We start from the raw sequence: 23,447 nt of genomic DNA, 5'->3' as shown, positions 1-23,447 counted from the left end.
CTTCGCCGGGGAACAGTAGAAGATCAGCTCCGGTAATCGGCGTTGATCGCGATATAGCCATGGGTCAGGTCGCAGGTCCAAACCGTGGCGCGGCCGTCGCCCAGGCCCAGGTCCACGCCGATATCGATCTCGCTGCCCTTGAGATGCGCGGCGACCGGGGTCTCGTCATAGCCCGTCACTGCAAGTCCATCGCGCGCGACCTGGGTCTCGCCGAAGCGGATCGACAGGCGGTCGCGCTCGGCGGGCTCACCCGCCTTGCCAACAGCCATGACAACCCGGCCCCAATTGGCATCCTCGCCGGCAATGGCAGTCTTCACGAGGGGCGAGTTGGCGATCGACATCGCGACCACGCGCGCGCTCCGATCGCTTTCGGCGCCGCTCACCTCGACGGTGATGAACTTCGACGCGCCTTCGCCGTCGCGCACGACGAGATGGGCGAGTTGCAGGCAGAGATCACCCAGTGCCGCCCGGAAGGCGTCGGCACCGGCATCGTCCGAGGAGGCGATGGGAGCATTGCCTGCCTTGCCGGTCGCGAAGGCGAGCACGGTGTCGCTGGTCGAGGTGTCGCTGTCGACGGTGATGCAGGAGAAGCTCGTGCCGTTCGCTTCGGCCAGGGCAGCCTGGAGAAAGGCGGGGTCGACGGCGGCGTCGGTGAAGATGAAGCCGAGCATGGTCGCCATGTCCGGCATGATCATGCCTGACCCCTTGATGATGCCGACCAGATTGACCGTCCGGTCGCCGATCACTGCCTGGGTGACCGCCGCCTTGGCGAAGGTGTCGGTCGTCATGATCGTCGCGGCAGCCTCTTCCCAACTGCATGGATCGGCCTGGAAGGCAGCGTCGAGGCCAGCTTCGCTCTTGTCGATCGGCAAGGGCACCCCGATGACCCCGGTGGAGGCGACGAACACGTCCGAGGGCTGGCAGCCGAGCCGGCCGGCGACGCGCGCCACCAGATTTTCCACCGCCTCGCGACCCCGGTCGCCGGTAAAGGCATTGGAGTTGCCGGCATTGACCACCAGCGCGCGCGCCTGGCCGAGGATCAACGCCTTGCGGCACCATTCGACCTCGGGAGAGGGGCAGCGGCTCTGAGTCGTCACGCCGGCAACGGTCGTGCCGGGATAGAGCGTGACGAAGGTGAGGTCGCAGCGATCCCAGGTCTTGTAGCGCGCACGCGCGATACGCGGCGTGACGCCGGGAATCGGGGGCAGATCCGGGAAGCCTTCAGGCGCGAGCGGGGAGCGGGTGGTGGACATGGGCGTTCTAATAGGGCCGGCTGTGCGGGAGGCAAATGCAATGGTCGCCAAAACCATGGTCACCGGGCCATTCGCCTGTATCATCATGCGAAAGAACATGGAGGCCGCATGATCGTCGGAGGAGGCAAGGGCATCACCCTGGCGGTGATGGCCATCATCTTTACCCTGTTCCTGCTGCTGACCGTCGTGATCGTCATCGGATTCGAGGAATATGGGCCGCGAGTCCTGGCCCTGTTCGGGGCCGATCGAGCGGCTCCGGCTGCGGCGCCCATCAACACGAGGACGTTACCGGCCGAAAGCCCCATGACGCCGCGCGTGACTGATCTCCGCAATGCCGAAACCGGCGTGCAGCATCCGCCGGCGCTGGGACCGGTCCCGCCGCCCGATCGCGCGCTGGCCGGCGCAAGGGCGACGTTCACCGAGAACCCCGCTGCCTGGTTCGGGAACGATGCCTATCAGGCGGACGCGATACGCCAGAACCAGCAGGGACGCGCGGTGGCCAGGCTCTCGATCGATGCCAGCGGCGCGCCCGCCAGATGCACCATCGTCACCAGAAGCAATTCGGCCAGCCTGGATTCGACGACCTGCTCGATCTTGATGGAGCATGCCCGGTTCACGCCGGCACGGGATCGGAACGGCGTGGCAACCGTTGGCGACTATACGGTGCCGGTACGGTGGGTATTGCCCGAGGATTGAGCGCCTTCTTCCATGATCAATCGCTGGACGCCTGCACTACGACCCACTACATCGCTCGCCGCAATGGAACTGCTTCTCATCCTCTCCGCCCTGCTGAGCGCGCTGACCGGCGCGATCTCCGGCGTGCGCGCGCCGGAGGTGCGGCTGCATCAGGCCGTGGTCGAGGCATCGGCGGTTCAGGCACGCGCGCCGGCGACCGCGCGGGTCGCGGTTCGGCAGTTCGTCCAGGCGATGCCGACGCTCGTCGCGGCTGCGTCCTTCGGCGTGAAGCCGGTCTTCGCGCTCGATACCGTCATTCCGCTCTATGCGGCGCGCCGTCGCGAATAAAGCGACCGCCTGATCCGGCCGCGGCCGGATTCCTTCATCATGTCCATTTCGCCGTCCGGCACGACCCGGCGGCCATGTTTTCTTAGATCGGGAATTCTCCATGCTCGGCGGCTTTGCCAAATCGCTTTTCGGTTCTTCGAACGACCGTTACGTCAAATCGCTCGGTACCATTGTCGCGAAGATCGGGTCGTTCGAGCCGACCATCTCGGCGATGAGCGACGCCGAACTCGCCAACCAGACAGTGATTTTCCGCGAGCGGCTGGCGAACGGCATCAAGCTCGACGACCTGCTGCCCGAAGCCTTCGCCACGGTGCGCGAGGCGGCGAAGCGGACGCTGGGCCAGCGGCATTACGATGTGCAGATGGTCGGCGGCATCGTGCTCCACCGCGGCGAGATCGCCGAAATGCGCACCGGCGAGGGCAAGACGCTGGTCGCGACGCTCGCGGTGTACCTCAACGCGCTTCCCGCGGCCGGCGTGCATGTCATCACGGTCAACGACTATCTTGCCGAGCGTGACGCTGGCTGGATGAGCCAGGTCTACAGCTTCCTCGGCCTGACCACCGGCGTGATCATCCCGAACCTGACCGACCAGCAGCGTCGCGACGCCTATCATGCGGACATCACCTACGGCACGAACAACGAGTTCGGCTTCGATTACCTGCGCGACAACATGAAGTATGAGCGCGCTTCGATGGTGCAGCGCCCCTTCGCCATGGCGATCGTCGACGAAGTCGATTCGGTCCTGATCGACGAGGCGCGCACCCCGCTGATCATCTCCGGCCCGACCGACGACAAGTCGGATCTCTACAAGAGCGTGGATGCGGTGGTGAAGCAGCTCACTGCCGAGGATTACGAGAAGGACGAGAAGCAGAAGTCGATCATCCTGACCGAGGACGGCACCGAGAAGGTCGAGCGCATGCTCGAGGCGGCCGGGCTGCTCGAAGGCGCGAACCTGTACGACTTCGAGAATACCCAGGTGGTGCACCACACCAACCAGGCGCTGCGCGCCAACATGATGTTCAAGCTCGACACCGACTATATCGTCAAGGACGGCAAGGTCATCATCATCGATGAGTTCACCGGGCGCATGATGGACGGCCGGCGCTGGTCTGACGGCCTGCACCAGGCGGTCGAGGCGAAGGAGGGCGTGCAGATCGAGCCCGAGAACCAGACTATGGCCTCGATCACCTTCCAGAATTATTTCCGCATGTACCCGAAGCTTGCGGGCATGACCGGCACTGCGGCGACCGAGGCCGCCGAATTCTACGACATCTACAAGATGAACGTCGTCACCATCCCGACCAACGTGCCGGTGCAGCGCGTCGACGAAGAGGACGAATTCTACAAGGACACCGCCGACAAGTTCCAGGCGATCGCCAAGAAGATCAAGCATCATGCCGAGCTTGGCCAGCCGGTGCTGGTCGGCACCGTCTCGATCGAGAAGTCGGAGCTGCTGTCCGACTTCCTCGTCAAGGAAGGCGTGAAGCATGAGGTGCTGAACGCCCGTCAGCATGAGCGCGAGGCGCATATCGTCGCTCAGGCCGGCCGCAAGAGCGTCGTCACCATCGCGACCAACATGGCGGGCCGCGGCACCGACATTCAGCTCGGCGGCAATCTCGAGTTCCGCGTGAACGACGAGCTGTCCGAAATGCCGGAAGGACCGGAGCGCGACGCTGCGATTGCCGCCATCAAGGCCGAGATCGCCGCCGAGAAGGCGGAAGTGCTCGCCGCGGGCGGCCTGTTCGTCCTCGGCACCGAGCGCCATGAGAGCCGCCGCATCGACAACCAGCTGCGCGGCCGTTCGGGCCGTCAGGGCGATCCCGGTCTCAGCCGCTTCTATCTGAGCCTTGACGACGATCTGCTGCGCATCTTCGGCCCGGACACGCTGTTCGCGCGCATGATGCGGTCGAACATCGGCGATGGCGAGGCGATCGGATCGAAATGGCTGTCGAAGGCGATCGAGACCGCTCAGAAGAAGGTCGAAGCGCGCAACTACGACATCCGCAAGCAGGTCGTCGAATATGACGACGTGATGAACGACCAGCGCAAGGTGATCTACGAACAGCGCGCAGACATCATGGATGCCGACACGGTCGGCGACGTCGTCGCCGATATGCGCACCGAGCTGGTCAATTCGATCGTCGGCGATGCCTGCCCGCCCAACAGCTATCCCGAGCAATGGGATGTCGAGGGTATGAAGGCCAAGCTGGCCGAGATGCTGGCGCTCGAGCCGCCGATCGACGAGTGGCTGAAGGAAGAGGCGATCGACCCCGAACTGGTCGAGGAGCGCGTTCGCGAGGCCGCCGACGCGATGGTCGCCGAAAAGGCCGCGATGCTCGATCCGGACCAGTGGATACAGGTCGAGAAATCGATCCTGCTGCAGAATCTCGACCATCACTGGAAGGAGCATCTGGCGACGCTCGACGCGCTTCGCCAGGTCGTTCATCTGCGCGCCTATGCGCAAAAGACGCCGATCAACGAATATAAGCAGGAAGCCTTTTCGCTGTTCGAGCGCATGCTCGGCAATATCCGCGAGGATGTGACCCGCACCATCGCGCACGCCCAGTTCCAGCTGGAAGAGCGGCCTGAGTTGCCTGAGCTGCCCGATTTCATCACGACTCACTTCGACCCGTTCACCGGGGACGACGACAGCGATGATATCGATGCCGGGACGCGCGGCCTGCTGACCACGACCTTGCCGCCGCTGTCGATCCCGCGCCCGATGGGTGACGAGGTCGGCGAGGACCCGGCCGAGTGGGAAGGCAAGGTAAGCCGCAACGCGCCGTGCCCGTGCGGATCGGGCCGCAAGTACAAGCACTGCCACGGCGCCATCGGCGTGGCGTAAAAGAAAGGCTCCCCCGCCCAGGCGAGGGAGCCTTTTTCCTTAGTTTTGGCGCGTTCTGTTATTTGGGCATCGTGATCGACGGGCCGAGGTTGTTCATCACCTCACGGGCGTCGAAGGCGCGGACATTGTCGCGGGGCTTCGGCCCACGGCCGAGCACGATCTCGGCATTGGCCTCATATTTGTCGACCGTGTTGATATCGACGCTGCGGTCCCAGAACGGATCGCCCCAGAAGGGATCCCAGCTGCGCCAGCCGAAGCCGCGGCCGCGATAGCGCCAGCTTGGGCCCCAATAGCCATAGGGTCCGGCGCCGAATCCACCGCCAAAGGCGCCGGGCGTAGTGTAGGTTCGGGTACGCCGGTCGGTATCGCGGTCGGCCAGGATGAAATAGTCATAGCCGTGCTGCACCGTCAGCTCGGCGGCGCGATAGAGCAGATAGCGCTCGACCGTGTCGCGCGCAGTATAGGTGTTACCGGCGAAGCTCACCATGTAGCGGTTGGCCTCGATCATCCGGTCGCTATAGCCGGTACGGGCGAAGCCTGTGCCCGTCGCCGGGCGATAGGCGGTCTCGGTCGCGCAGCCGGCTGTCATCAGGGTTGCGGCGCCCAGCACTGCGAAGAGGGCGGCCCGCGAAGTTCTTCTCGTCATTTCTACCTCCAGCACGTTTCCGATGCGACAAAGCGTGCTGCATCGGCCGTCAAATGTGGAACGTTCGACTTAGCCCAAGTGTCCGTGACAAAGGCTTCAGGTGATCGTCATCCAAGGATGATGGCAGGAACCTGAACCGTGACGCCGAACCGGACATGCCGACGTCACATGCTGAAGACGTGACGAAGCGTCCCAGCCCGTAACGCTTAGCCATTGAGCTAAGTGGTGAGTAGTGATACTTAGCCTTATGGAACAGTATCAAGAACAGCTGAACATGGTCTTCCAGGCACTTGCCGACCCGACGAGGCGGGCGGTGATCGGACGGCTGGGCGAGGGACCTGCCAGGGTCAGCGAACTGGCGCAGCCATTCGACATGGCATTGCCCTCCTTCATGAAACACATCCATCTGCTCGAGGAGAGCGGGTGTATCAGGACCCGCAAACAGGGCCGGGTGCGGACTTGCGCGATCGACAGGGCGACCTTTGTCGCGGTCGATGGCTGGCTCGCCGAGCAGCGCGCGCTCTGGGAAGCGCGCACCGACCGGCTCGAACACTTCGTCACGCAGAACCAGGAGAAACCGCAATGAACCCCGACCTCGACCTGACGATCGCGCGCATCATCAAGGCGCCGCGGTCCGCCCTGTGGGACGCCTGGACCGATCCGGTGAAGTTCGCGCAGTGGTGGATTCCGGCACCGATGCTCTGCAAGGTCGTGGCGATGGACGTGCGCCCCGGCGGCGCGCTGACGACGCTGATGAGCGAGGATGGCGGCGATTTCGTACCGCATCTCGACGCGTGCTTCCTGGCAGTGGACGATATGGAGAGGATCGTCTTCACCAACTGCCTGCTGGCGGGATGGCGGCCGGCTGAGCGCGGCTTCATGAGTGCGGTCATCACCTTCAGGGACCATGCCGACGGTACCGAATATGTCGCCAATGCGATGCACAAGAACCGGGCCGACAGGGACACGCACGAAAAGATGGGGTTCCATGATGGGTGGGGCACGGTGATCGAGCAGCTCGCCAGGCTGGTTGAATAGCTACGCTACCGCGTCTCCGCGGCGAGGTCGGGAAACGCCCCGTCGCGGAAAAGCAAATCTTCGTCGCGTCAAATCTCGTCCAGCTTTGATATCCCATCAAACTAGTGGATATTAGACTCGAGTTCCTCAGAAGGGCACGAGTAAGGCATGGGCTGTCAGAATGGGTCGCGCAGAAAATTCCGTCCGGAGGGCCGGACGCTGTTGGTCGCTATCGCGATCTATGGCGGCTGGCTCGCGGCGACCGCCTGGCACAGCGTGATCCCGGCGCCGGTGCTGATGCTGATCGGCGGCTGGATCATCGCCTGGCACGGGTCGTTGCAGCACGAGACGATCCATGGCCATCCAACCCATATTCCGGTGCTGGATCGGGCGATCGGCTTCGTACCGCTGTCACTGTGGTTGCCCTATGAACTTTATCGTCGCAGCCATATCGAGCATCACGACAGCGCGATCACCGACCCCCATGAGGATCCGGAATCGCGCTATGTCGCGCGTCGCCATAGTGCCGCGTGGCTGGCGGCCCTGGCGCAGTCGACCCTGCCGGGGCACATGATCTTCGGGCCGCCGATCGTGGTCGCCAAATTCCTGCTGGCCGAACTGCGCCGGGTCGTTTCCGAGCCTGCCCGGGTCGCTCGCGACTGGTTGCCGCATCTTGCCGCCGCGGCGCTCGTCCTGATGTGGCTCGACCATGTCGGGCTCGGGCTCGGCTATTACGTCCTGGCCTTTGTCTATCCCGGCATGGCGCTGACCATGTTGCGGTCCTTCGCCGAGCATCGTGCCGAGCTTGGCACCGCTGGTCATGCGGCGACGGTCGAGCGGGGCGGCGTGTTCGCGCTGCTGTTCCTCAACAACAACCTGCACGTCGCGCATCATGAAAGGCCGGGGCTCCCCTGGTACGAACTCCCCGCCTATCACCGCGAACATCATGCGCGGCTGACCGGCGACGGGGCGGTGGTCTATGCCGGTTATGGCCAGATCCTGCGGCAGTTCTGGGCAAGGGCGCATGATACGCTGGTCCATCCGCACTATCACGAGGAGAGGGCGTGAAAACTGGTATCGCCACGCTCGGCATGTACGATCATGCGCGTCAGCGTGACGCGAACGACCGGCTCTGGACCGAGATCGCCCGCATCCTGCGTGCTCGGGGTGTTGCCGGCGTGCCGGACCGGCTCGAGCGGCAGCGATCGGTCCAGGACAGCTGGCGCGACCCCGACCTGCTGTTCGGGCAGATCTGCGGCTATCCGCTGATCAACAATCCTTCGTTCTCGCTCAGGATATTGGGGCTACCGGTGTATGACGCGCCGGGGTGCGGCGAGGGGACACACCGGAGTTTCATCGTGGCGCGCCAGGATGATGCCGACACGGTCCACGCCTATCGCGGCCGGCGCGCGGCGATCAACGATATCGGCTCCAATACCGGTATGAACCTGTTCCGTGCGCTGATCGCCGGTATTGCCGACGCACGCCCCTTTTTCGGCGAGGTGCGCGAGACGGGCGCGCACCGGCAAAGCATCAGCGCGATCGTGATGGGGGAGGCCGACATCGCCGCGATCGACGCAGTGACCTACGCAGCGGTGGTCGGCGCCGAGCCGGAACTGACCGCATCGCTCCGCATCATCGCGACGACAGCGGAGGCAGCCACCCCGCCGTTCGTCACCTCGCGCAATACCGGGGTCGAGACTGTCGCCGCCCTGCGCATGGCGCTTGCCGATGTCGCGGCCGACCCGGGATTGGCCGATGTGCGCAAGGCCTTGTTCCTGCGCGATATCGTTCCCGCGAGCGTCGAACTCTACGCCCCGTTGCGGACCTATGAGGTCGACGCCGCCCGGGCTGGCTACCCTGACCTGCGGTGATTCGGATAAAGTCGCCATGCGATACACAATAGCCGCGACCGCGTTGCACTTCGCCGCACCGCTTTCCGCACAGATCATCGTCTTCGATCCGCATCTCGATCTGCCCGAATCGGTCTTGGCGCCAGGTTGGACTGGGCTGGCCGATCCAACGGCCAGCCAGATATGGAGCGGGCGGACGGCGTTGAAACAGTATCCGCGGTCCTATCAGTGAAGGCAGCGGGACGGCGTTTCAGCCTTTTGTCGGGGATGGCCCAGCCGACGAATAAGTAAGGGAGGCGCCGATCGCCCGTGCGGCGGGATTGATGCTCGCCACATCGGCACGAGCCGGGTCCATGAGATGGAAAACCTCGCGCCCGTGGTGGAGAAGATAGTCGGCAACGAAGCGCCGATGGCAACGCCACCAGACCGCCTCCGAACACATGATCGCCAGCCGCCGGTCCTGGCTTAGCCGGTCGAGTTGCGACAGGCCTGAGCGGAAGTCCTCAGACAGCGCATAATCGGCATAATTGTGGAAGCTCTGGTTGATCCAGAAGCCGTTGACCTCGGGCGCGATCGTCCTGGATTTCGCCCGCCTGCCACCGAGCTCCTCGATGCGGACGCAGCCGATCTGCCAGGGCAAAAGTGCTTCGGGCAAGGTATCGAGGTTGAAGTGCGGGTTGGTGCGCGACCGCGGCGTCTTGCGGATATCGACGACCATATCGACCGAACCGACCGTCAGCAGTTCGACGAACCCGGCGATGCTCCGCGTCGAGTGACCGATCGTGTAGATAGGCGGAAGATCGTCGGCCACTATGCGAGTGCGGCCCGTACGGCGCTGCGCAATTCGGGCAGCACCTCTGCTTCGAACCACGGATTCTGCGCTGCCCAGTGCCGGGAGCGCCATGACGGATGCGGAAGCGGGAAAGCATTCGGCAGATGGCGCCGGAAATCCCTGACCCGCTCGGTCATCTTGCCCATGCCGAGCGCATGATCCTGCGCGTAGGTGCCGACCAGCAGGGTCAGCCTTATATCGGGCATCTGCGCGAGCAGTCGTTGCCGCCAGCGCGGCGCACATTCGGGGCGCGGTGGTGCATCACCGGCGCCCTTCCTGCCGGGGTAGCACAGGCCCATCGGCAGGAGCGCGACCTTGCTATCGTTATAAAATTCGTCGGCCGTCATTCCCAGCCAGTCACGCAGGCGCGCGCCGGAATCATCGGTGAAGGGAATGCCGCTCGCATGCACCTTGCTGCCCGGCGCTTGGCCCACGATCAGCAGGCGGGCGCTCTCCGACACCTGGAGCACAGGCCGCGGGCCGAAGGGCAGGACATCGGCGCAGGCCCGGCATGCGCGTACTTCGGCTAGCAAGGGATCGATCGCGTTCACCGAGGGGAAATAGGTAGCCGGAGTTCCTTTTGATATGGTCGGGTCGCCTGCCGCGAAAAGGATGAGATGATGGCCCGAGACTTCCAGATCGGCGAACGGGTCCAGTGGAATTCTGAAGCCGGGCTGGTCAGCGGCACGATAATCCGGATCCATACCGGCGATTTCGACTTCAAGGGGTACTGGCACCAGGCGAGCCCGGACTCGCCGCAATATGAGATCAGGAGCAGCAAGACCGATCACATCGCCGCGCACAAGGGCTCGGCATTGACCAGGCTGGCCGACTGAGGCTGCTGCTCCCCTTCTTCCCGGCAGTATCGCTCGACATCGGAATCGTGATCGCCGGGTGCCGGTGAGTTCGGGGCGACGTGCCGCCGTCGGTCGAGTTCGACGGCGAGTGTTGCTGGCACGCGGTCAACAGGAGAAGGGCCGGATCCGGCGGGGTTGTCTTCACGAGGTGGTCTCCACCGACAAGACGATTTTCCCCTTCGGCGCATTGCGGATGCCGTCGAGCATGAAATGGGCCTCTCGCGCATCCGTAAGGGGGAGGACGGCACCCACCCGCGTCTTCAGCGCGCCGCTGCCGATCAGGTCGGCGATCTTCGTCAGATATTCGGTCGTGACATCGACGAGAAAGAAGGCCGCCTGGACCCCATGGCTGTCAGCGAGGGTCTGGTCGGGCTGGGACACCGCCGAAATCAGTTTGCCGTTGTGCTTCAGGACCCCGAACGAACGGCGTTGCGTATCGCCGCCGACCAGATCGAGAACGGCATCCACCTCTCGCACCATGTCGTCGAAACGCTCGGTGTGAAAATCGATCACGATGTCCGCCCCGAGGTCGCGCACATAGGCGAAGTCCTGGCTGGCGGCCGTGGCGATGATCTTGATGCCTGCCCATCGGGCTAGCTGCACCGCATAGGCCCCGACATTGCCGGCCGCCCCGTGGATGAGCACCGTCTGGCCGGCCACGAGCCGTGCCTGATCGAACAGCCCCTGCCAGGCCGTCACGGCGATGACGGGAACCGAGGCCGCTTCGATATGGCCGAGGGAGGCCGGCTTGCGCGCGACCATCGCCGCGGAGGCGAGCGCATGCTCGGCATAAGCTCCGGTGAATTGCGGGTTCGTCACGCCATAGACCTGATCGCCGACGCCAAAGCCGGTCACGCCGGGTCCGACAGCCTCGATTTCCCCGGACAGGTCGGAGCCGAGCGCCAGGGGCAGGGGCTGCGGCAGGGCGCTTTTTCCTGCCCTGATCCACGCATCCCATGGGCCGACCCCGGCCGCATGGACCTTGACCAGGACTTCGCCAGGGCCGGGAACGGGGCGGGCGATGGACTCGAAGACCATCGTTTCCGGCGCGCCGAATTCATGCACGCGCCACGCCATCATCGATGCGCGCTCCTGGTCCCGGACGGTGTCGTAAACACTATTGTCGGTGGTCATATCAGGCTCCTTGCAAAAAGGCTCGACGCGTCATCCCGGTCATTTGCCGGCGGCCCAGTGCGAATTGCGCATCAGGCTGCTTTCTCCTTCTGTTGGGTTACAGATGGCGAAGACTGGGCCAGAAAAAAGCACCAAGAATGCAAATAAGCTGTGCACTACGAGGGCCTGGGTAAATCAATAAAAGCCAGGTCTCGATTATACGCCGGAGGTGTCGCGAGTGGGAGCGGGGGCATCGTTCGCGCCGGGCTCCCGGTGGCCTCGCCGCGAATCACATCGAAACACATGATGCAGCGACCACGAGCGTCGGCTGAAACTAGGGGCTTCTTGATGAAGTTTTTGCGAGCGCAGGCAAGTGCGCAATCGCGGGAGGCTATACCCCATCCCGCTGCGAAAAATGGCTCCCTGAGTAGGATTCGAACCTACGGCCGCTCGATTAACAGTCGAGAGCTCTACCGCTGAGCTATCAGGGAACACCGTGCGGAGGCGCGCTGTATAGCCTGCGATTCAGGCGATGCAACCCCATCAGGCGATGAATTGTTCCATCGTTATGCGATCGTCCAGAGCATGCTCGGGATCGAACAGCAAAGTGAGTTCGCGCGAGCGGTCAATCGCGATATCGACCTTCGCGACTTCGCGAATCTCGCGCTGGTCGGCGACGGCGCTGACCGGGCGTTTGCCGGGCTCGAGCACGCGAAGCGAAATCCTTGCCTTGTCGGGCAGGATCGCCCCGCGCCAGCGCCGCGGCCGGAACGGGCTGATCGGGGTCAGGGCAAGCATCGCTGAGCCGAGCGGCAGGATCGGCCCCTGCGCCGAGAGGTTGTAGGCGGTCGATCCCGCCGGCGTCGCGACCAGGATGCCGTCGCAGGCCAGTTCGTCGATCACGATTCTTTCGTTCACCGTCACTTCGAGCTTGGCGGTCTGGCGGGTTTCGCGAAGAAGCGACACCTCGTTGATCGCGGGCAGCTTGAAGATCTCTCCGCTCGCCGTCTCGGCCGTCATGCTGAGCGGGATGACCTTGAACTCCTTGGTGCGCGACAGGCGTTCGTCCAGCCCGTGGCGGCGCCATTCGTTCATCAGGAAGCCGACCGTGCCCAGGTTCATGCCGAACACCGGCACGACCGGCTTGCGGCGTTCTAGCATCGCGTGGAGTGTCTGCAGCATGAAGCCGTCGCCGCCCAGGGCAACGATCATCTCGGCATCCTCGACCGGCACCCATTCATACGCATCGGCGAGTTCAGCCGCCGCGGCCTGCGCGGGGGGAGTCGGGGAGGCGACGAGCGCCCGGCGAATCGTCATTGGGGCAATCTCATCCGCCGGTCACGCTCATGTGCCGCGATACCGCCGGCGCGTTGGCGGYGATATCGAAATCGTGGCGCGCCGGCTTGGTGGCCATGGCCCGGTCGAGCGCCGAATCGAGGCCGTCCGCGCCGCCATCGCGGAGCGCCGCCTTCAGGTCGACCTGATCGTCATGGCCAAGGCAGGTATAGAGGATACCCTCGGTCGTCAGGCGCACGCGGTTGCAGGTGTCGCAGAAATTGGCAGTGAGCGGCGAGATCAGGCCGAGCCGCGTACCGGTGCCGCTGACGCGCCAGTATCGCGCCGGACCGCCGCTGCAATGCGTGTCGCGGGCCAGTGGGAAACGCGCGGCGAGATCGTCGAAAACCTGAGTGAGCGGCAGGAAACGGTCGGTGCGGTCCTCGTCGATCGCGCCGAGCGGCATGGTCTCGATCAGCGAGAGGTCGAAGCCATGTTCGACGCACCAGTTTAGCATCGGCGCAATCTCGCGATCGTTGAGGCCATTCAGCGCGACCATGTTGATCTTGACCGCCAGGCCGGCGTCGCGGGCTGCGAAAATCCCGCCGATCACCTGATCCACGTCGCCGTGGCGGGTGATGTAGCGGAAGGTTTCCGGATCGCGGCTGTCCAGACTGACATTGATCCGCCGGATACCGGCGGCGACCATTTCTTCGGCATGATCGGCCAGCCGGTTGCCGTTGGTCGTCATGGTCAACTCGTCCAGGCCGGCCCCGACGTGCCGGCCGAGGCGCCGCACCAGATCGCCGACATCGCGCCGGACGAGCGGTTCTCCGCCGGTGAGCCGGATTTTGGTGATGCCGCGGGCAATGAAACGCTCTGCGATCAGTGCGATCTCTTCCAGGCTGAGCAGGGCAGCGCGCGGCAGGAAGGTCATCTTCTCGGCCATGCAATAGCGGCAGCGCAGATCGCAGCGATCCGTCACCGAAATCCGCAGATAGCTGATCGTTCGGCCATGACGGTCGATCAGGGCGGGGGAACAGGCCATGAGAGGGAGCTAATCCTTTGCTGGGGTGCTAACAACCCCGTTCGGCACCTCATCCTCCTTCCTGTCCGACGCTGGGACCGAACAGCCCCCGTTCCAAGCCTTGTCCTTCGCCTCCAAAGCTTGGATGAAGGGAGAAGCGGTCCCTCGACAGGCGCGCAGACGAACGGAGAAGCTAGAGACCGTGACCGACGCCGAGCCCAACCATGGCCCTGCGCCTCTGTTCATCCTCTCGTTCCGGCAGCGTGACGAGCTTGCCGAGCTGGCGACCGGTGCCGGCTGGCAGGTCGTGGCAGCGCGGCGTGCGGCCGGAGTCGAACGGCGTTTTCTGAGCAGCGGCGCGGCGGTCGCGGTGATCGATGCCCGTGGCGCCCTGGAAGAAGGCCGGGAAGCGGCTTCGGCAATCGGCGGGGCGATCACCGCCAATGGCGGCGCGCTGCTCGCGCTGGTCTCACGCGGCGATACCACGGCGATCGGCGATTTTTACGATGTGGGGGCGACCCATTTTCTCGCAAGCCCGTTCAGCGAGAGCGAATTCCTCCAGGCGCTGCGCTATGCCGCGCGTCATGCCGAGCGGATGGCGGGGGAATGGCGCGCGACCGGGCCGCTCGAGCCGCTGGGCTGGCGGCTCGATGTGGCGACGCGGGCGCTACTGCTCACGCCGGCCTTCGCCCGGCTGCTCGACGTTGCCGAACATCCCAAGCCGGTCGCCTTGTGGCGGCGGATCGACCCGGTGGAACGGCGCGCGGCGATGGCATCGATCAGGCGCCTTTCGGCGACGCGCCAGACGACCGCGTTCGCGCACGATCTGCCGGGCCTCGGCCGGATCGTACAGCATCTGCACTATGACGCGAAAGCCGGGCGTATCGATGCGCTCGTCGAGCCCCTGGGCAGCGCGCCCGAGCCCGCGTCGGTCCTGCGCGATGCCCTGATCGGTACGCGCGACGCGGGGAGCGCGCGGCGCTGGATCGACCGGCGGCTGGCCGATCCCGAGGGACGGCCGCTCACCGCGATGCTAGTGGCGCTCAACCGCTTCGATATGGTCAATGCGGCCTATGGCCGGGCGGCAGGGGATGCGTTGCTCCGTGCTGCCTTCAAGCGGATCGAGGAAGCGGCGGTCGGTGCGCTGGTCGCGCGGCTCGGCGGATCGGAATTCCTCGTCGCGATCGAGGACGTCGGGGCGCGGGTCGATCTGACGGCCGAGCGGATCGCAGGCGAACTCGCGCGGCCTTTCGTGACCGGAGAGACGATCGCCGTGCTCGGCTGCCGCATCGGCATCGCCGGACGCGAACCGGGCGATACCGCTGCCAGCCTGCTGCGCCGTGCAAGCGAGGCGCTGGCCGATGCGCGTGCGTCCGACAGCGCCACGGTTCGGGTGGCGGAGACTGGCGGCGGCGAGGAATCGATCGATGCCCTAGCCGTGGAACTGCGCCATGCGATGGAGCGCGGCGAGATCGATATCCTGTTCCAGCCCCAGGTATCCGTTTCGACCGGCGCGATCGTCGGGGTTGAGGCGCTGGCGCGGTGGGATCACAAGGTACTTGGCACGATCGGTGCCGAGATATTGTTCGCGGCGGCCGCGCGCGCCGATCTCGAGATCGGGCTGTCGGATCATATTCAGCGGATCACGCTCGATCGCGCCGCAGCATGGCCGTCGCCGCTGCGCGGCCTTCGCCTGTCGATCAACCTGACGGCGGGCGACATCGCCCGCCCGGGCTTTGCCGATCTGTTCCTCGACCGGGTCGATTCAAGCGGTTTCCCGCGCTCGCGGCTGACGGTGGAGATCGTCGAGAGCGGGCTGATCGAGGATCTGGGCATCGCCGCGGCCCTCCTTGCTGCCTTGCGAAGTGCTGGCGTGCGGGTCGCGATCGACGATTTCGGCACGGGGTATTCAAGCCTGGCCTATCTGAAGTCGCTGCCGCTCGACTATCTCAAGATCGACAAGAAGCTTGCACAGGACATCACCGGCACGCCGCGCGACCGGGTCGTGGTGCGCGGCGTGATCGACATGGCGCGCTCGCTCGGGCTGGTCGTCATCGCCGAGGGTGTCGAGACCCAGCAGCAGCTCGATCTGCTCGCCAAGGAAGGGTGCCAGATCTACCAGGGCTTCCTCCGGTCCGAGGCGATCTCGATCGATGCACTGGTGGCGCTGATGGGAATTGCCCCGTGAAAATGGTCGCCGCCCTCGCCGCTGTGGCGCTGACCGCACCCGCCGCCGCGACGCCGCGGGAGGATGCGCAAAAGGCGATCATGGCGGCGATGACGGAGAGTGCGGGCGGATGGACGGCGGGCGATCTCGACCGCTTCATGGCGGTTTATGCTGAGGGGGCGACATTCGTCGTCGGCGACGGCGTGATCCGCGGCAAGGCCGCCATCGCCGCGCGTTACGCCCCGCGCTTCTCGGGCGACCGAGCCGCCAAACGGGGTGCGCTCAGTTTCGAGGAGATCGATTTCCGCGTGATCGACACGTCCCATGCCCTGCTCGTCGCCCGCTACCGCCTGAAGATCGAGGGAGCGGTCGACCAGACGGGGCCGACGTCGCTGTTGTTCGAGAAGAACCGAGCCGGCGCTTGGAAGATCGTGGCCGATCACAGCAGCTGAGTCGAAAAGAGCCGCTTCCCTTCGCCCCTTTGCCGAGCCTGGCTCACCTTGCCCGACGGAACGCCGGTGCCATCGATCCATCATTCTCAATCATATCGATCACCGTGCCGAGCGCGCGGGCGAGGGCCGAGAGCAATATGATCGAGCGGCCGTCGATATCGTGGCGACTGCGCCAATAGGCGCCGATCGCGGCGGTCGGGACCGCCCGCCGAAGTGGATATATCTCCTCCAAGGCGACTGGGGAGGGGGCGCCGCTCGGCGCAGCCCTAACCAGCCGCCTTGGCCAGCCCCTTGGACAGCTGCAGCGCCCCGTTGAGCCGAGCCTTCGGGTCGCCCCAGACCCGGTTCACCACCAGCTTGGAATCCGGCCGCAGCTTGGCCACGCCGTCGAGCCTCGCGATCCAGGCGAGCAGGCCGTCGATGTTCGGCGGCTTGTCGTCGTGGAAGCTGACCAGGGCGCCACGCGGGCCGACATCGATCTTCGACACGCACGCCTTTTTCGCGTTGAGCTTGATCTCGATGAGCCGGATCAAATTCTCCGTCGGGTCGGGCAACGGGCCGAACCGGTCGATCAGTTCGGCGGCGAAGGCCTCGATCGCCTGGGCCTCGTCCAGGTCGTTCAGGCGGCGATACAGGCCCATGCGCAGGTCGAGATCGGGCACATATTCCTCCGGGATGAGGATCGGCGCGTCGACGGTGATCTGCGGTGAGAAATCGCGTGGGCGCTGGGCCATGCCGCCGGCCTTTGCCTCCATGATCGCCTCTTCCAGCATCGACTGGTAGAGTTCGTAGCCCACCTCCTTGATGTGCCCGGACTGTTCGTCGCCGAGCAGGTTGCCGGCGCCGCGAATATCGAGGTCATGGCTGGCAAGCTGGAAACCCGCACCGAGGCTGTCGAGGTCGCTCAGCACCTTCAGCCGCTTCTCCGCCGTCTCGGTGACGATGCGATCGGGCGGGGTGGTGAGATAGGCGTAAGCCCGGGTCTTCGCCCGGCCGACCCGTCCGCGCAGCTGATAGAGCTGGGCAAGCCCGAAGCGATCGGCGCGGTGGATGATCATCGTGTTTGCGCTGGGGATGTCCAGGCCGCTCTCGACGATCGTCGTGGAGATCAGCACCTCGAATTTCTTGTCGTAAAAGGCCGACATGCGTTCCTCGACCTCGGTCGGGGACATTTGCCCGTGCGCGGTGACCGCACGAACCTCCGGCACATGCTCGCGCATGAACTGCTCGATATCGGGTACATCGGCGACGCGCGGCGTGACGAAGAAGCTCTGGCCGCCGCGATAATGCTCGCGCAACAACGCTTCACGCAGCACGACCGGATCCCAGGGCATGATATAGGTGCGCACCGCGAGGCGATCGACCGGCGGGGTCTGGATCACCGACAGCTCGCGCAGGCCCGACATCGCCATCTGGAGAGTGCGCGGGATCGGCGTGGCGGTGAGGGTCAGGACGTGGACGTCGGTCTTGAGCGCCTTCAGCCGCTCCTTGTGGGTGACGCCGAAACGCTGCTCCTCGTCGACGACGACCAGGCCGAGACGTTTGAACTCGACCGATTTGGCCAGGATCGCGTGCGTGCCGACGATCACGTCGATCGTACCGTCGGCAAGCCCTTCGCGCGTGGCTTTGGCTTCGTTCGTACCGACGAGACGCGACAGGCGGCCGACCTTCAGCGGGAAGCCGTCGAACCGTGCCGTGAAGTTCTGGAAGTGCTGGCGGGCAAGCAGGGTGGTCGGGCAGACCACGGCGACCTGAAGGCCGGACATGGCGGCGGCAAAGGCGGCGCGGAGCGCGACCTCGGTCTTGCCGAAGCCGACATCGCCGACGACGAGCCGGTCCATCGGGGTGCCCGCGGAAAGATCGGCAAGCACGTCGTTGATCGCGCGGTCCTGATCGTCGGTTTCCTCGTACGGAAAACGATCGACGAAGCTGGCATAGCCACCCTGATCGGGTTCGATCACGTCCGCCGGGCGGAGCGCGCGTTCGGCGGCGGTCGCGATCAGCTCGCCGGCGATCTCGCGGATGCGCTCCCTCATCCGGCTCTTGCGGCGCTGCCATGCCTCGCCACCGAGCTTGTCGAGGCTCGCGCCTTCGCTGTCGGAGCCGTAGCGCGACAGGACTTCGAGGTTCTCGACCGGCACGAACAATTTGTCGCCGCCGGCATAGGTCAGCGCAACGCAGTCATGCGGGCTCTGGCCGACCGGGATCGAGGTCAGCCCTTCGTACCGGCCGATACCGTGATCGACATGGACGACCAGATCGCCGGGGGTGAGCATCGCCAATTCGGCGAGGAAGGCATCGGCCGATTTCTTGCGCTTCTGGCGGCGGACCAGCCGGTCGCCGAGCATGTCCTGCTCGGTCAGCAGGGCGACATCGGGCGTGGTGAAGCCGTGGTCGAGCGGCAGGACGATAAGCGCCACGCCCTTGTCGGCGATGCCGAGCGCTTCCTGCCAGGTTCCGGCCTTGCTCGCGCCCTTCAGGCCGTGATCGGCGAGCAGGGTGGACAGGCGCTCACGTGCGCCGCCGGAATAGCTGGCGAGGATCGGCTTCTTGCCCTGTCGGCGCAGCTTCGCGACGTGCTCGGCGACCGCCTCGTAGACGTTCGCGCCGCTCGACCGCTCCGGGCCGAAATCGCGCGGGCCATCGACGTTGAACTCGATGACGGTGGCGCTTTCGGGCTCGTGGAACTGGGTGGTCAGATGAGCGGGTGCTCCTTCAAGCCGCTCCGCGAAATCCTTTGCGGTGAGGTAGAGGGCATCCGGCGGCAGCGGCCGGTAGCTGCCCGGATCGCTCGACTGCGCCTTGACGCGGTTGGCGTGATAATCGGTGATCGCCTCGAACCGCTGCTCCGCCGCGCCGAGCACGCCCGCGTCGCGGACCAGCACGGCGCCGTCGCCAAGATGGTCGAACAGCGTCGCCATCTTCTCCTCGAACAGCGGGAGCCAATGCTCCATGCCGGCGAGACGGCGGCCATCGCTGATGGCCTGATACAGCGGATCGCCGGTCGCGGTGGCGCCGAAGCGCTCACGGTAGCGGCTGCGGAAACGCTTGATACTGTCCTCTTCGATCAGCGTCTCGGAGGCGGGGAGCAACGTGAAGCCCTCGATCCGGCCGGTGGTGCGCTGATCGGCCGGGTCGAAGGTGCGGACGCTCTCGATCTCGTCGCCGAAAAAATCGAGCCGGAGCGCCTGCTCGGCGCCCGAAGGAAAAAGATCGACCAGGCCGCCGCGCACGGCGAATTCGCCGGAATCGGCGACCGTTTCGACCCGGACATAACCGTTGGCCTGGAGCTGATCCGCCAGACGGTCACGACCGATGCGTTCCTTGGGGGCGAGCGTGGCGACGAGCTGGCGGATGCGGAAGGGGGTGAGCGTGCGTTGGGCGGCGGCGTTGGCGGTGGTGATGAGGAGCTGCGGCCCTTTGACCGGCTGTTGCAGGCGGTGGAGCGTCGCCATGCGCTCGGCCATGACATTGAGCGTCGGCGAGGCGCGGTCGTATGGCAGGCAATCCCAGGCAGGGAAGGTAAGGACTTCCAGTTCCGGCGCGAAGACGGCGGCGGTCGCGGCGACGGCGCGCATCGCGGCCTCGTCCGGCGCGATGAACACGGCACGGGTCTTCGCGGCGCGGGCGAGATCGGCGAGCAGCCACGGCTCGAACCCCGTCGGCACGCCGGCAAGGGTGAGGGGCGTCTTGGCCGATAGGATCGTCTTCAGGTCGGGCATAAGGGCTTTCGACAATTTTCGTCATGCCGGACTTGTTCCGGCATCCATGTCTCCCGGCACACCACAGCGGTTGGGTTTGCGGATCGATGGACCCTGGAACAAGTCCGGGGTGACGAAGAATTCAGGTCATTTCTGGATCGGTACGTAGGTGAGCACGCGCATCGCTTCCATGATCGGCCCTTCGTAACGCGCCGGGCAGATATCGGTGCCGATGGCCCAGGCCATGATGTCGACATCCTGTTCCTCGAGCAGTTCCTCGAACAGATCGATCTCCGCATCGGTCCAGTCCGACGAGGCGGCATCGCAGAAACCGCCGATCAGCAGGTCGGCTTCCTTGGTGCCACGATGCCAGGCACGGAAGTGCAGGCGTTTCAGGCGGGTCTCGCGATCCATATATTTCCAACGGCAATTGGCCGGCGGCGCTTGGAGCAACCGTCGGCTGGGACTAGGTAGGCCTCAGATAGTCATGCGCCCCGATATCCTCAATCCATTGTTCGCCGAGATCACGGCACTGAAAGGCGTCGGCCCCGGCCTGGCCAAGCCGCTGGACAAGCTCGGCCTGCACCGCGTGATCGACATGGCTTTCCACCTGCCCACCGGCTGGATCGATAGGGTGCCGCGCGAAGAGCTCGATATGGCGGATGCCGGGCGGACGATCGCGATCACCTTGACCGCAGTCGAGCATCGTTCGGGCAACGGACGCGGGCCCGCACGGGTTCGCGCGGTCGATGCCAAGGGCAACTATGTCAGCCTGATCTATTTCGGCGGGCATCCGGGCTGGTCGAAGAAATTGCTGCCGACGGGCGAGCCGCGCCGCGTCTCCGGTCGACTTGAGATGTACGGGCAGGAACTGCAGATGGTCCATCCGGACTATGTGCTGCCGCTCGACGAGGCGCCGGAAGTGGGCGAGCGCGAGGCGATCTATCCGCTCTCGGAAGGCATCACGTCACGGCGCATGGGGCAGCTGACCGCTCAGGCGGTCGAGCGGGCGCCCGACCTGCCCGAATGGATCGAGCCGGGGCTGCTGGCGAAACATGGCTGGCCCTCCTGGCATGAGGCGCTGGCGCGGGTGCATGCCGATCCGTCCGATGCCAAGGCTAAGGAGCGGCTGGCCTATGACGAGCTGTTCGCCAACCAGCTCGCGCTGATGCTGGTGCGGCAATCGTCCAAGGCGCGAAAGGGCAGGGCGCTTGCGGGCGACGGCCGACTGCGCGATGCGCTCAAGCTGCCCTATCAGCTGACCGGCGCGCAGGCCCGGACCGTGCGGGAAATCGATGGCGACCTGCAACAATCCCAGCCGATGCTGAGGCTGCTCCAGGGTGATGTCGGATCGGGCAAGACCCTGGTCGCGGCGATGGCGCTGCTGATGGCGGTCGAGGCGGGCGCGCAGGGCGCGTTGTTGGCGCCGACCGAAATTCTCGCGCGTCAGCATTACGAAACGCTGCGCCGCCAGCTCGGCGGGCTGCCGGTCGAGATCGCGGTGCTGACCGGGCGCGACAAGGGCCGGGTGCGGGAGGCGACGCTGATGGGGCTGGCCTCTGGGGCGATCCATATCCTCATCGGCACGCACGCGATCTTCCAGGAAGCGGTGACCTACAAGGACCTCGCTTTGGTGGTGGTGGATGAGCAGCACCGCTTCGGCGTGGCGCAACGCATGATGCTGCAGGCCAAGGCCGAACGGCCGCCGCACCTGCTGGCGATGACCGCGACGCCGATCCCGCGCACGCTGACGCTCGCCAATTATGGCGAGATGGACGTCAGTCAGCTCGACGAAATGCCGCCCGGCCGCCAGCCGATCGAGACGCGGGTGATCTCGGAGGATCGCCTGCCCGAGGTTGTCGACGCGCTGGCGCGGCACCTGTCCGATGGCGGCCAGGCCTATTGGGTCTGCCCGCTGGTCGAGGAGAGCGAGAAGAGCGACCTCGCGGCGGCCGAGGACCGAGCGGAGACGCTGCGGGCGCGCTTCGGCGATCGGGTCGGGCTGGTCCATGGCCGGATGAAGGGGCCGGAGAAGGATGCGGTGATGGCCGACTTCGCCAGCGCGCGGACCGGTGTGCTGGTGGCGACGACGGTGATCGAGGTCGGCGTCGATGTGCCCAATGCGACACTGATCGTGATCGAACATGCCGACCGCTTCGGGCTGGCGCAGTTGCACCAGTTGCGCGGGCGTGTCGGGCGGGGCAGTGGTCGGTCGATCTGCCTGCTGATCCGCGGCAATCAGCTCGGCGAGACATCACGCGCCCGGCTGGCGCTGATGCGCGAGACCAATGACGGTTTCCGTATCGCCGAGGAGGACCTGCGACTGCGCGGCGCGGGTGACCTGCTCGGGACCAAGCAATCGGGCGAAGCCGGATTCAGGCTGGCGACGCCTGAGATACTCGAATCGCTGCTACCGGCCGCAGCGGCCGATGCGCGGTTGCTGATCGATCGGGATGGCGGGCTGGAAGGCATACGCGGACAGGCGGCGCGGACGGCGCTTTATCTGTTTGAGCGTGATGCCGGGGTTGCGTTGCTCCGCTCGGGCTGAACTCAGCGTCCGGTGGTTTCTCGCGCCAGCAGCGTCAGCACTTCATAATAGCTCTCGAGCGCGATGGGATGCTCCAGTTCGCAACCGATCCTTCCGCCGAGCGACCACCGGATCTCGGCGAAACACATGCCGATCAACGGGAGCATCACCTGCACGCGCGATCCCGCATCGAGCTTTGCCTCGCATCGCGCCATCAATCCGTTGGCGGACAGATCGACGATCACCAGCGACAAGGGCTCCCCATCGGGGTCCACGGCGCGGGTACGGTGGCACACGGGAATACGATCGTCGAAGCGCTTCTCGCGGAAAGAGTGGCGTTCCAAACCCATTAATCTGTCCTCTGTACGGCGACAAATACACGGCCACCGACCCTGACAGGCTTGCTCCGAACGCGCTTAACGCGGGGTTCCCGCTGGGCTAAGGGATTCCACGATGCCGAAGCTCAACATGGTGTTGAAACCGCGCCATTCCCTGCGCCGGCAGCGTTCAACCGGGCATCAGCGTCCGCGCAGCAGCACCGCGAGCAGATCATAATAGTCGGCCAGCTCGATCGCCTGGTCCAGCTCGCATCCGATCCTGCCGCCCAGCAGCCAGCGGATTTCCGCCCTGATGACCCCGACAACTGGCAACGTGATCGTGAGCCGGTCCCCGACCTTATACGGCAGGTCACACCGCGCCATCAGGCCGAGAGCCGAGATGTTTACGATGAGCAGGTTCACCGGACGCGCATCGGGACCGAAGGCGCGTGTACGGAAATGCACCTCGTCACGCGGCGTGCCGCGCTCGTCGATCGGTCTCGCACTCCCGAATGCTGGCATTGCTCACTCCCTCGGAGCGC

General features: G+C 65.3%; 23 protein-coding genes and 1 tRNA gene. 12 read left to right on the top strand and 12 right to left on the bottom strand.

The window, feature by feature from the left end:
- Nucleotides 1-23: 23 nt before the first annotated feature.
- Complete coding sequence (argJ, locus tag AC1DT7_RS04815; RefSeq protein WP_478034603.1) at nucleotides 24-1,253, bottom strand: bifunctional glutamate N-acetyltransferase/amino-acid acetyltransferase ArgJ; 1,230 nt, start codon at nucleotides 1,251-1,253, stop codon at nucleotides 24-26.
- A 108-nt stretch (nucleotides 1,254-1,361) separates the two neighbouring features.
- Here argJ and AC1DT7_RS04810 point away from each other — a divergent pair, with 108 nt between their 5' ends.
- From AC1DT7_RS04810 to secA, 3 genes are all read left to right on the top strand, one after another.
- Nucleotides 1,362-1,949 carry an energy transducer TonB gene (locus AC1DT7_RS04810; RefSeq protein WP_478034602.1) on the top strand — a complete coding sequence of 196 codons (588 nt, stop codon included), beginning with the start codon at nucleotides 1,362-1,364 and terminating at the stop codon, nucleotides 1,947-1,949.
- Between the two features lie 63 nt (nucleotides 1,950-2,012).
- Complete coding sequence (locus AC1DT7_RS04805) at nucleotides 2,013-2,276, top strand: hypothetical protein (RefSeq protein WP_478034600.1); 264 nt, start codon at nucleotides 2,013-2,015, stop codon at nucleotides 2,274-2,276.
- 100 nt (nucleotides 2,277-2,376) lie between these two features.
- Complete coding sequence (secA, locus tag AC1DT7_RS04800; RefSeq protein ID WP_478034599.1) at nucleotides 2,377-5,121, top strand: preprotein translocase subunit SecA; 2,745 nt, start codon at nucleotides 2,377-2,379, stop codon at nucleotides 5,119-5,121.
- 58 nt (nucleotides 5,122-5,179) lie between these two features.
- Here the strand turns inward: secA and AC1DT7_RS04795 are convergent, their stop codons facing one another.
- Nucleotides 5,180-5,767: a CC0125/CC1285 family lipoprotein gene (locus tag AC1DT7_RS04795; RefSeq protein ID WP_478034598.1), complete on the bottom strand. Its 588-nt coding sequence runs from the start codon at nucleotides 5,765-5,767 to the stop codon at nucleotides 5,180-5,182.
- Nucleotides 5,768-6,014: 247 nt separating this feature from the next.
- Between AC1DT7_RS04795 and AC1DT7_RS04790 the strand changes: the two genes are divergently transcribed.
- The 5 genes from AC1DT7_RS04790 to AC1DT7_RS04770 all read left to right on the top strand — a co-directional run bounded on the left by AC1DT7_RS04790 (nucleotide 6,015) and on the right by AC1DT7_RS04770 (nucleotide 8,869).
- A complete protein-coding gene (locus AC1DT7_RS04790) occupies nucleotides 6,015-6,353 on the top strand; it encodes an ArsR/SmtB family transcription factor (protein WP_478034597.1) in 339 nt (112 codons plus the stop codon).
- Nucleotides 6,350-6,805 carry an SRPBCC family protein gene (locus AC1DT7_RS04785; RefSeq protein WP_478034596.1) on the top strand — a complete coding sequence of 152 codons (456 nt, stop codon included), beginning with the start codon at nucleotides 6,350-6,352 and terminating at the stop codon, nucleotides 6,803-6,805. Before AC1DT7_RS04790 ends, AC1DT7_RS04785 begins: the two co-directional genes overlap by 4 nt.
- Nucleotides 6,806-7,006: 201 nt before the next feature.
- Entirely contained in the window at nucleotides 7,007-7,852 is an 846-nt protein-coding gene (locus AC1DT7_RS04780; RefSeq protein ID WP_478034595.1) for a fatty acid desaturase, read from the top strand.
- Entirely contained in the window at nucleotides 7,849-8,658 is an 810-nt protein-coding gene (locus AC1DT7_RS04775) for a phosphate/phosphite/phosphonate ABC transporter substrate-binding protein (RefSeq protein ID WP_478034594.1), read from the top strand. Before AC1DT7_RS04780 ends, AC1DT7_RS04775 begins: the two co-directional genes overlap by 4 nt.
- Before the next feature lie 16 nt (nucleotides 8,659-8,674).
- On the top strand, nucleotides 8,675-8,869 hold the full coding sequence (locus tag AC1DT7_RS04770) for a hypothetical protein (RefSeq protein WP_478034592.1): 195 nt from the start codon (nucleotides 8,675-8,677) through the stop codon (nucleotides 8,867-8,869).
- Between the two features lie 18 nt (nucleotides 8,870-8,887).
- On the opposite strand, the gene AC1DT7_RS04765 is transcribed toward AC1DT7_RS04770, so the two are convergent.
- Nucleotides 8,888-9,448: a DUF488 domain-containing protein gene (locus AC1DT7_RS04765; RefSeq protein ID WP_478034591.1), complete on the bottom strand. Its 561-nt coding sequence runs from the start codon at nucleotides 9,446-9,448 to the stop codon at nucleotides 8,888-8,890.
- Nucleotides 9,448-10,002 (bottom strand): uracil-DNA glycosylase family protein, encoded by a 555-nt coding sequence (locus tag AC1DT7_RS04760; RefSeq protein ID WP_478034590.1) that lies wholly within the window; start codon nucleotides 10,000-10,002, stop codon nucleotides 9,448-9,450. The genes AC1DT7_RS04765 and AC1DT7_RS04760 overlap by 1 nt, the downstream gene beginning before the upstream one ends.
- Nucleotides 10,003-10,089: 87 nt before the next feature.
- Here AC1DT7_RS04760 and AC1DT7_RS04755 point away from each other — a divergent pair, with 87 nt between their 5' ends.
- Nucleotides 10,090-10,305, top strand: a complete 216-nt coding sequence (locus tag AC1DT7_RS04755; protein WP_478034589.1) for a hypervirulence associated TUDOR domain-containing protein — start codon at nucleotides 10,090-10,092, stop codon at nucleotides 10,303-10,305.
- A gap of 162 nt (nucleotides 10,306-10,467) precedes the next feature.
- Here AC1DT7_RS04755 and AC1DT7_RS04750 read toward each other — a convergent pair whose 3' ends face one another.
- From AC1DT7_RS04750 to moaA, 4 genes are all read right to left on the bottom strand, one after another.
- Nucleotides 10,468-11,460, bottom strand: coding sequence for an NADP-dependent oxidoreductase (locus AC1DT7_RS04750; RefSeq protein WP_478034588.1), 993 nt, complete (start codon nucleotides 11,458-11,460; stop codon nucleotides 10,468-10,470).
- Between the two features lie 395 nt (nucleotides 11,461-11,855).
- Nucleotides 11,856-11,930: transfer RNA gene (locus AC1DT7_RS04745), tRNA-Asn, on the bottom strand.
- Nucleotides 11,931-11,982: 52 nt separating this feature from the next.
- A complete protein-coding gene (locus AC1DT7_RS04740) occupies nucleotides 11,983-12,756 on the bottom strand; it encodes an NAD kinase (RefSeq protein ID WP_478034587.1) in 774 nt (257 codons plus the stop codon).
- Nucleotides 12,757-12,766: 10 nt separating this feature from the next.
- A complete protein-coding gene (gene moaA, locus AC1DT7_RS04735) occupies nucleotides 12,767-13,762 on the bottom strand; it encodes a GTP 3',8-cyclase MoaA (protein WP_478034586.1) in 996 nt (331 codons plus the stop codon).
- Nucleotides 13,763-13,979: 217 nt separating this feature from the next.
- Here moaA and AC1DT7_RS04730 point away from each other — a divergent pair, with 217 nt between their 5' ends.
- Nucleotides 13,980-15,929 (top strand): putative bifunctional diguanylate cyclase/phosphodiesterase, encoded by a 1,950-nt coding sequence (locus AC1DT7_RS04730; RefSeq protein WP_478034656.1) that lies wholly within the window; start codon nucleotides 13,980-13,982, stop codon nucleotides 15,927-15,929.
- A 2-nt stretch (nucleotides 15,930-15,931) separates the two neighbouring features.
- Entirely contained in the window at nucleotides 15,932-16,360 is a 429-nt protein-coding gene (locus AC1DT7_RS04725) for a YybH family protein (protein ID WP_478034654.1), read from the top strand.
- Between the two features lie 266 nt (nucleotides 16,361-16,626).
- Here AC1DT7_RS04725 and mfd read toward each other — a convergent pair whose 3' ends face one another.
- Together mfd and AC1DT7_RS04715 are read right to left on the bottom strand one after the other, a co-directional pair.
- Nucleotides 16,627-20,082, bottom strand: a complete 3,456-nt coding sequence (mfd, locus tag AC1DT7_RS04720) for a transcription-repair coupling factor (protein WP_478034653.1) — start codon at nucleotides 20,080-20,082, stop codon at nucleotides 16,627-16,629.
- A 126-nt stretch (nucleotides 20,083-20,208) separates the two neighbouring features.
- Entirely contained in the window at nucleotides 20,209-20,475 is a 267-nt protein-coding gene (locus AC1DT7_RS04715) for an FAD assembly factor SdhE (protein WP_478034585.1), read from the bottom strand.
- 73 nt (nucleotides 20,476-20,548) lie between these two features.
- Between AC1DT7_RS04715 and recG the strand changes: the two genes are divergently transcribed.
- Nucleotides 20,549-22,609 (top strand): ATP-dependent DNA helicase RecG, encoded by a 2,061-nt coding sequence (recG, locus tag AC1DT7_RS04710; RefSeq protein ID WP_478034583.1) that lies wholly within the window; start codon nucleotides 20,549-20,551, stop codon nucleotides 22,607-22,609.
- Nucleotides 22,610-22,611: 2 nt separating this feature from the next.
- On the opposite strand, the gene AC1DT7_RS04705 is transcribed toward recG, so the two are convergent.
- Both AC1DT7_RS04705 and AC1DT7_RS04700 read right to left on the bottom strand, forming a co-directional pair.
- Complete coding sequence (locus AC1DT7_RS04705; RefSeq protein ID WP_478034582.1) at nucleotides 22,612-22,938, bottom strand: PilZ domain-containing protein; 327 nt, start codon at nucleotides 22,936-22,938, stop codon at nucleotides 22,612-22,614.
- Between the two features lie 168 nt (nucleotides 22,939-23,106).
- Nucleotides 23,107-23,427, bottom strand: coding sequence for a PilZ domain-containing protein (locus AC1DT7_RS04700; RefSeq protein ID WP_478034581.1), 321 nt, complete (start codon nucleotides 23,425-23,427; stop codon nucleotides 23,107-23,109).
- Nucleotides 23,428-23,447: the final 20 nt, after the last annotated feature.

The organism is Sphingomonas sp. P3_C6 (assembly GCF_056402595.1).
Note: the sequence above shows the minus strand (reverse complement) of the source record. Positions and strands in the feature narration are given on the sequence as shown.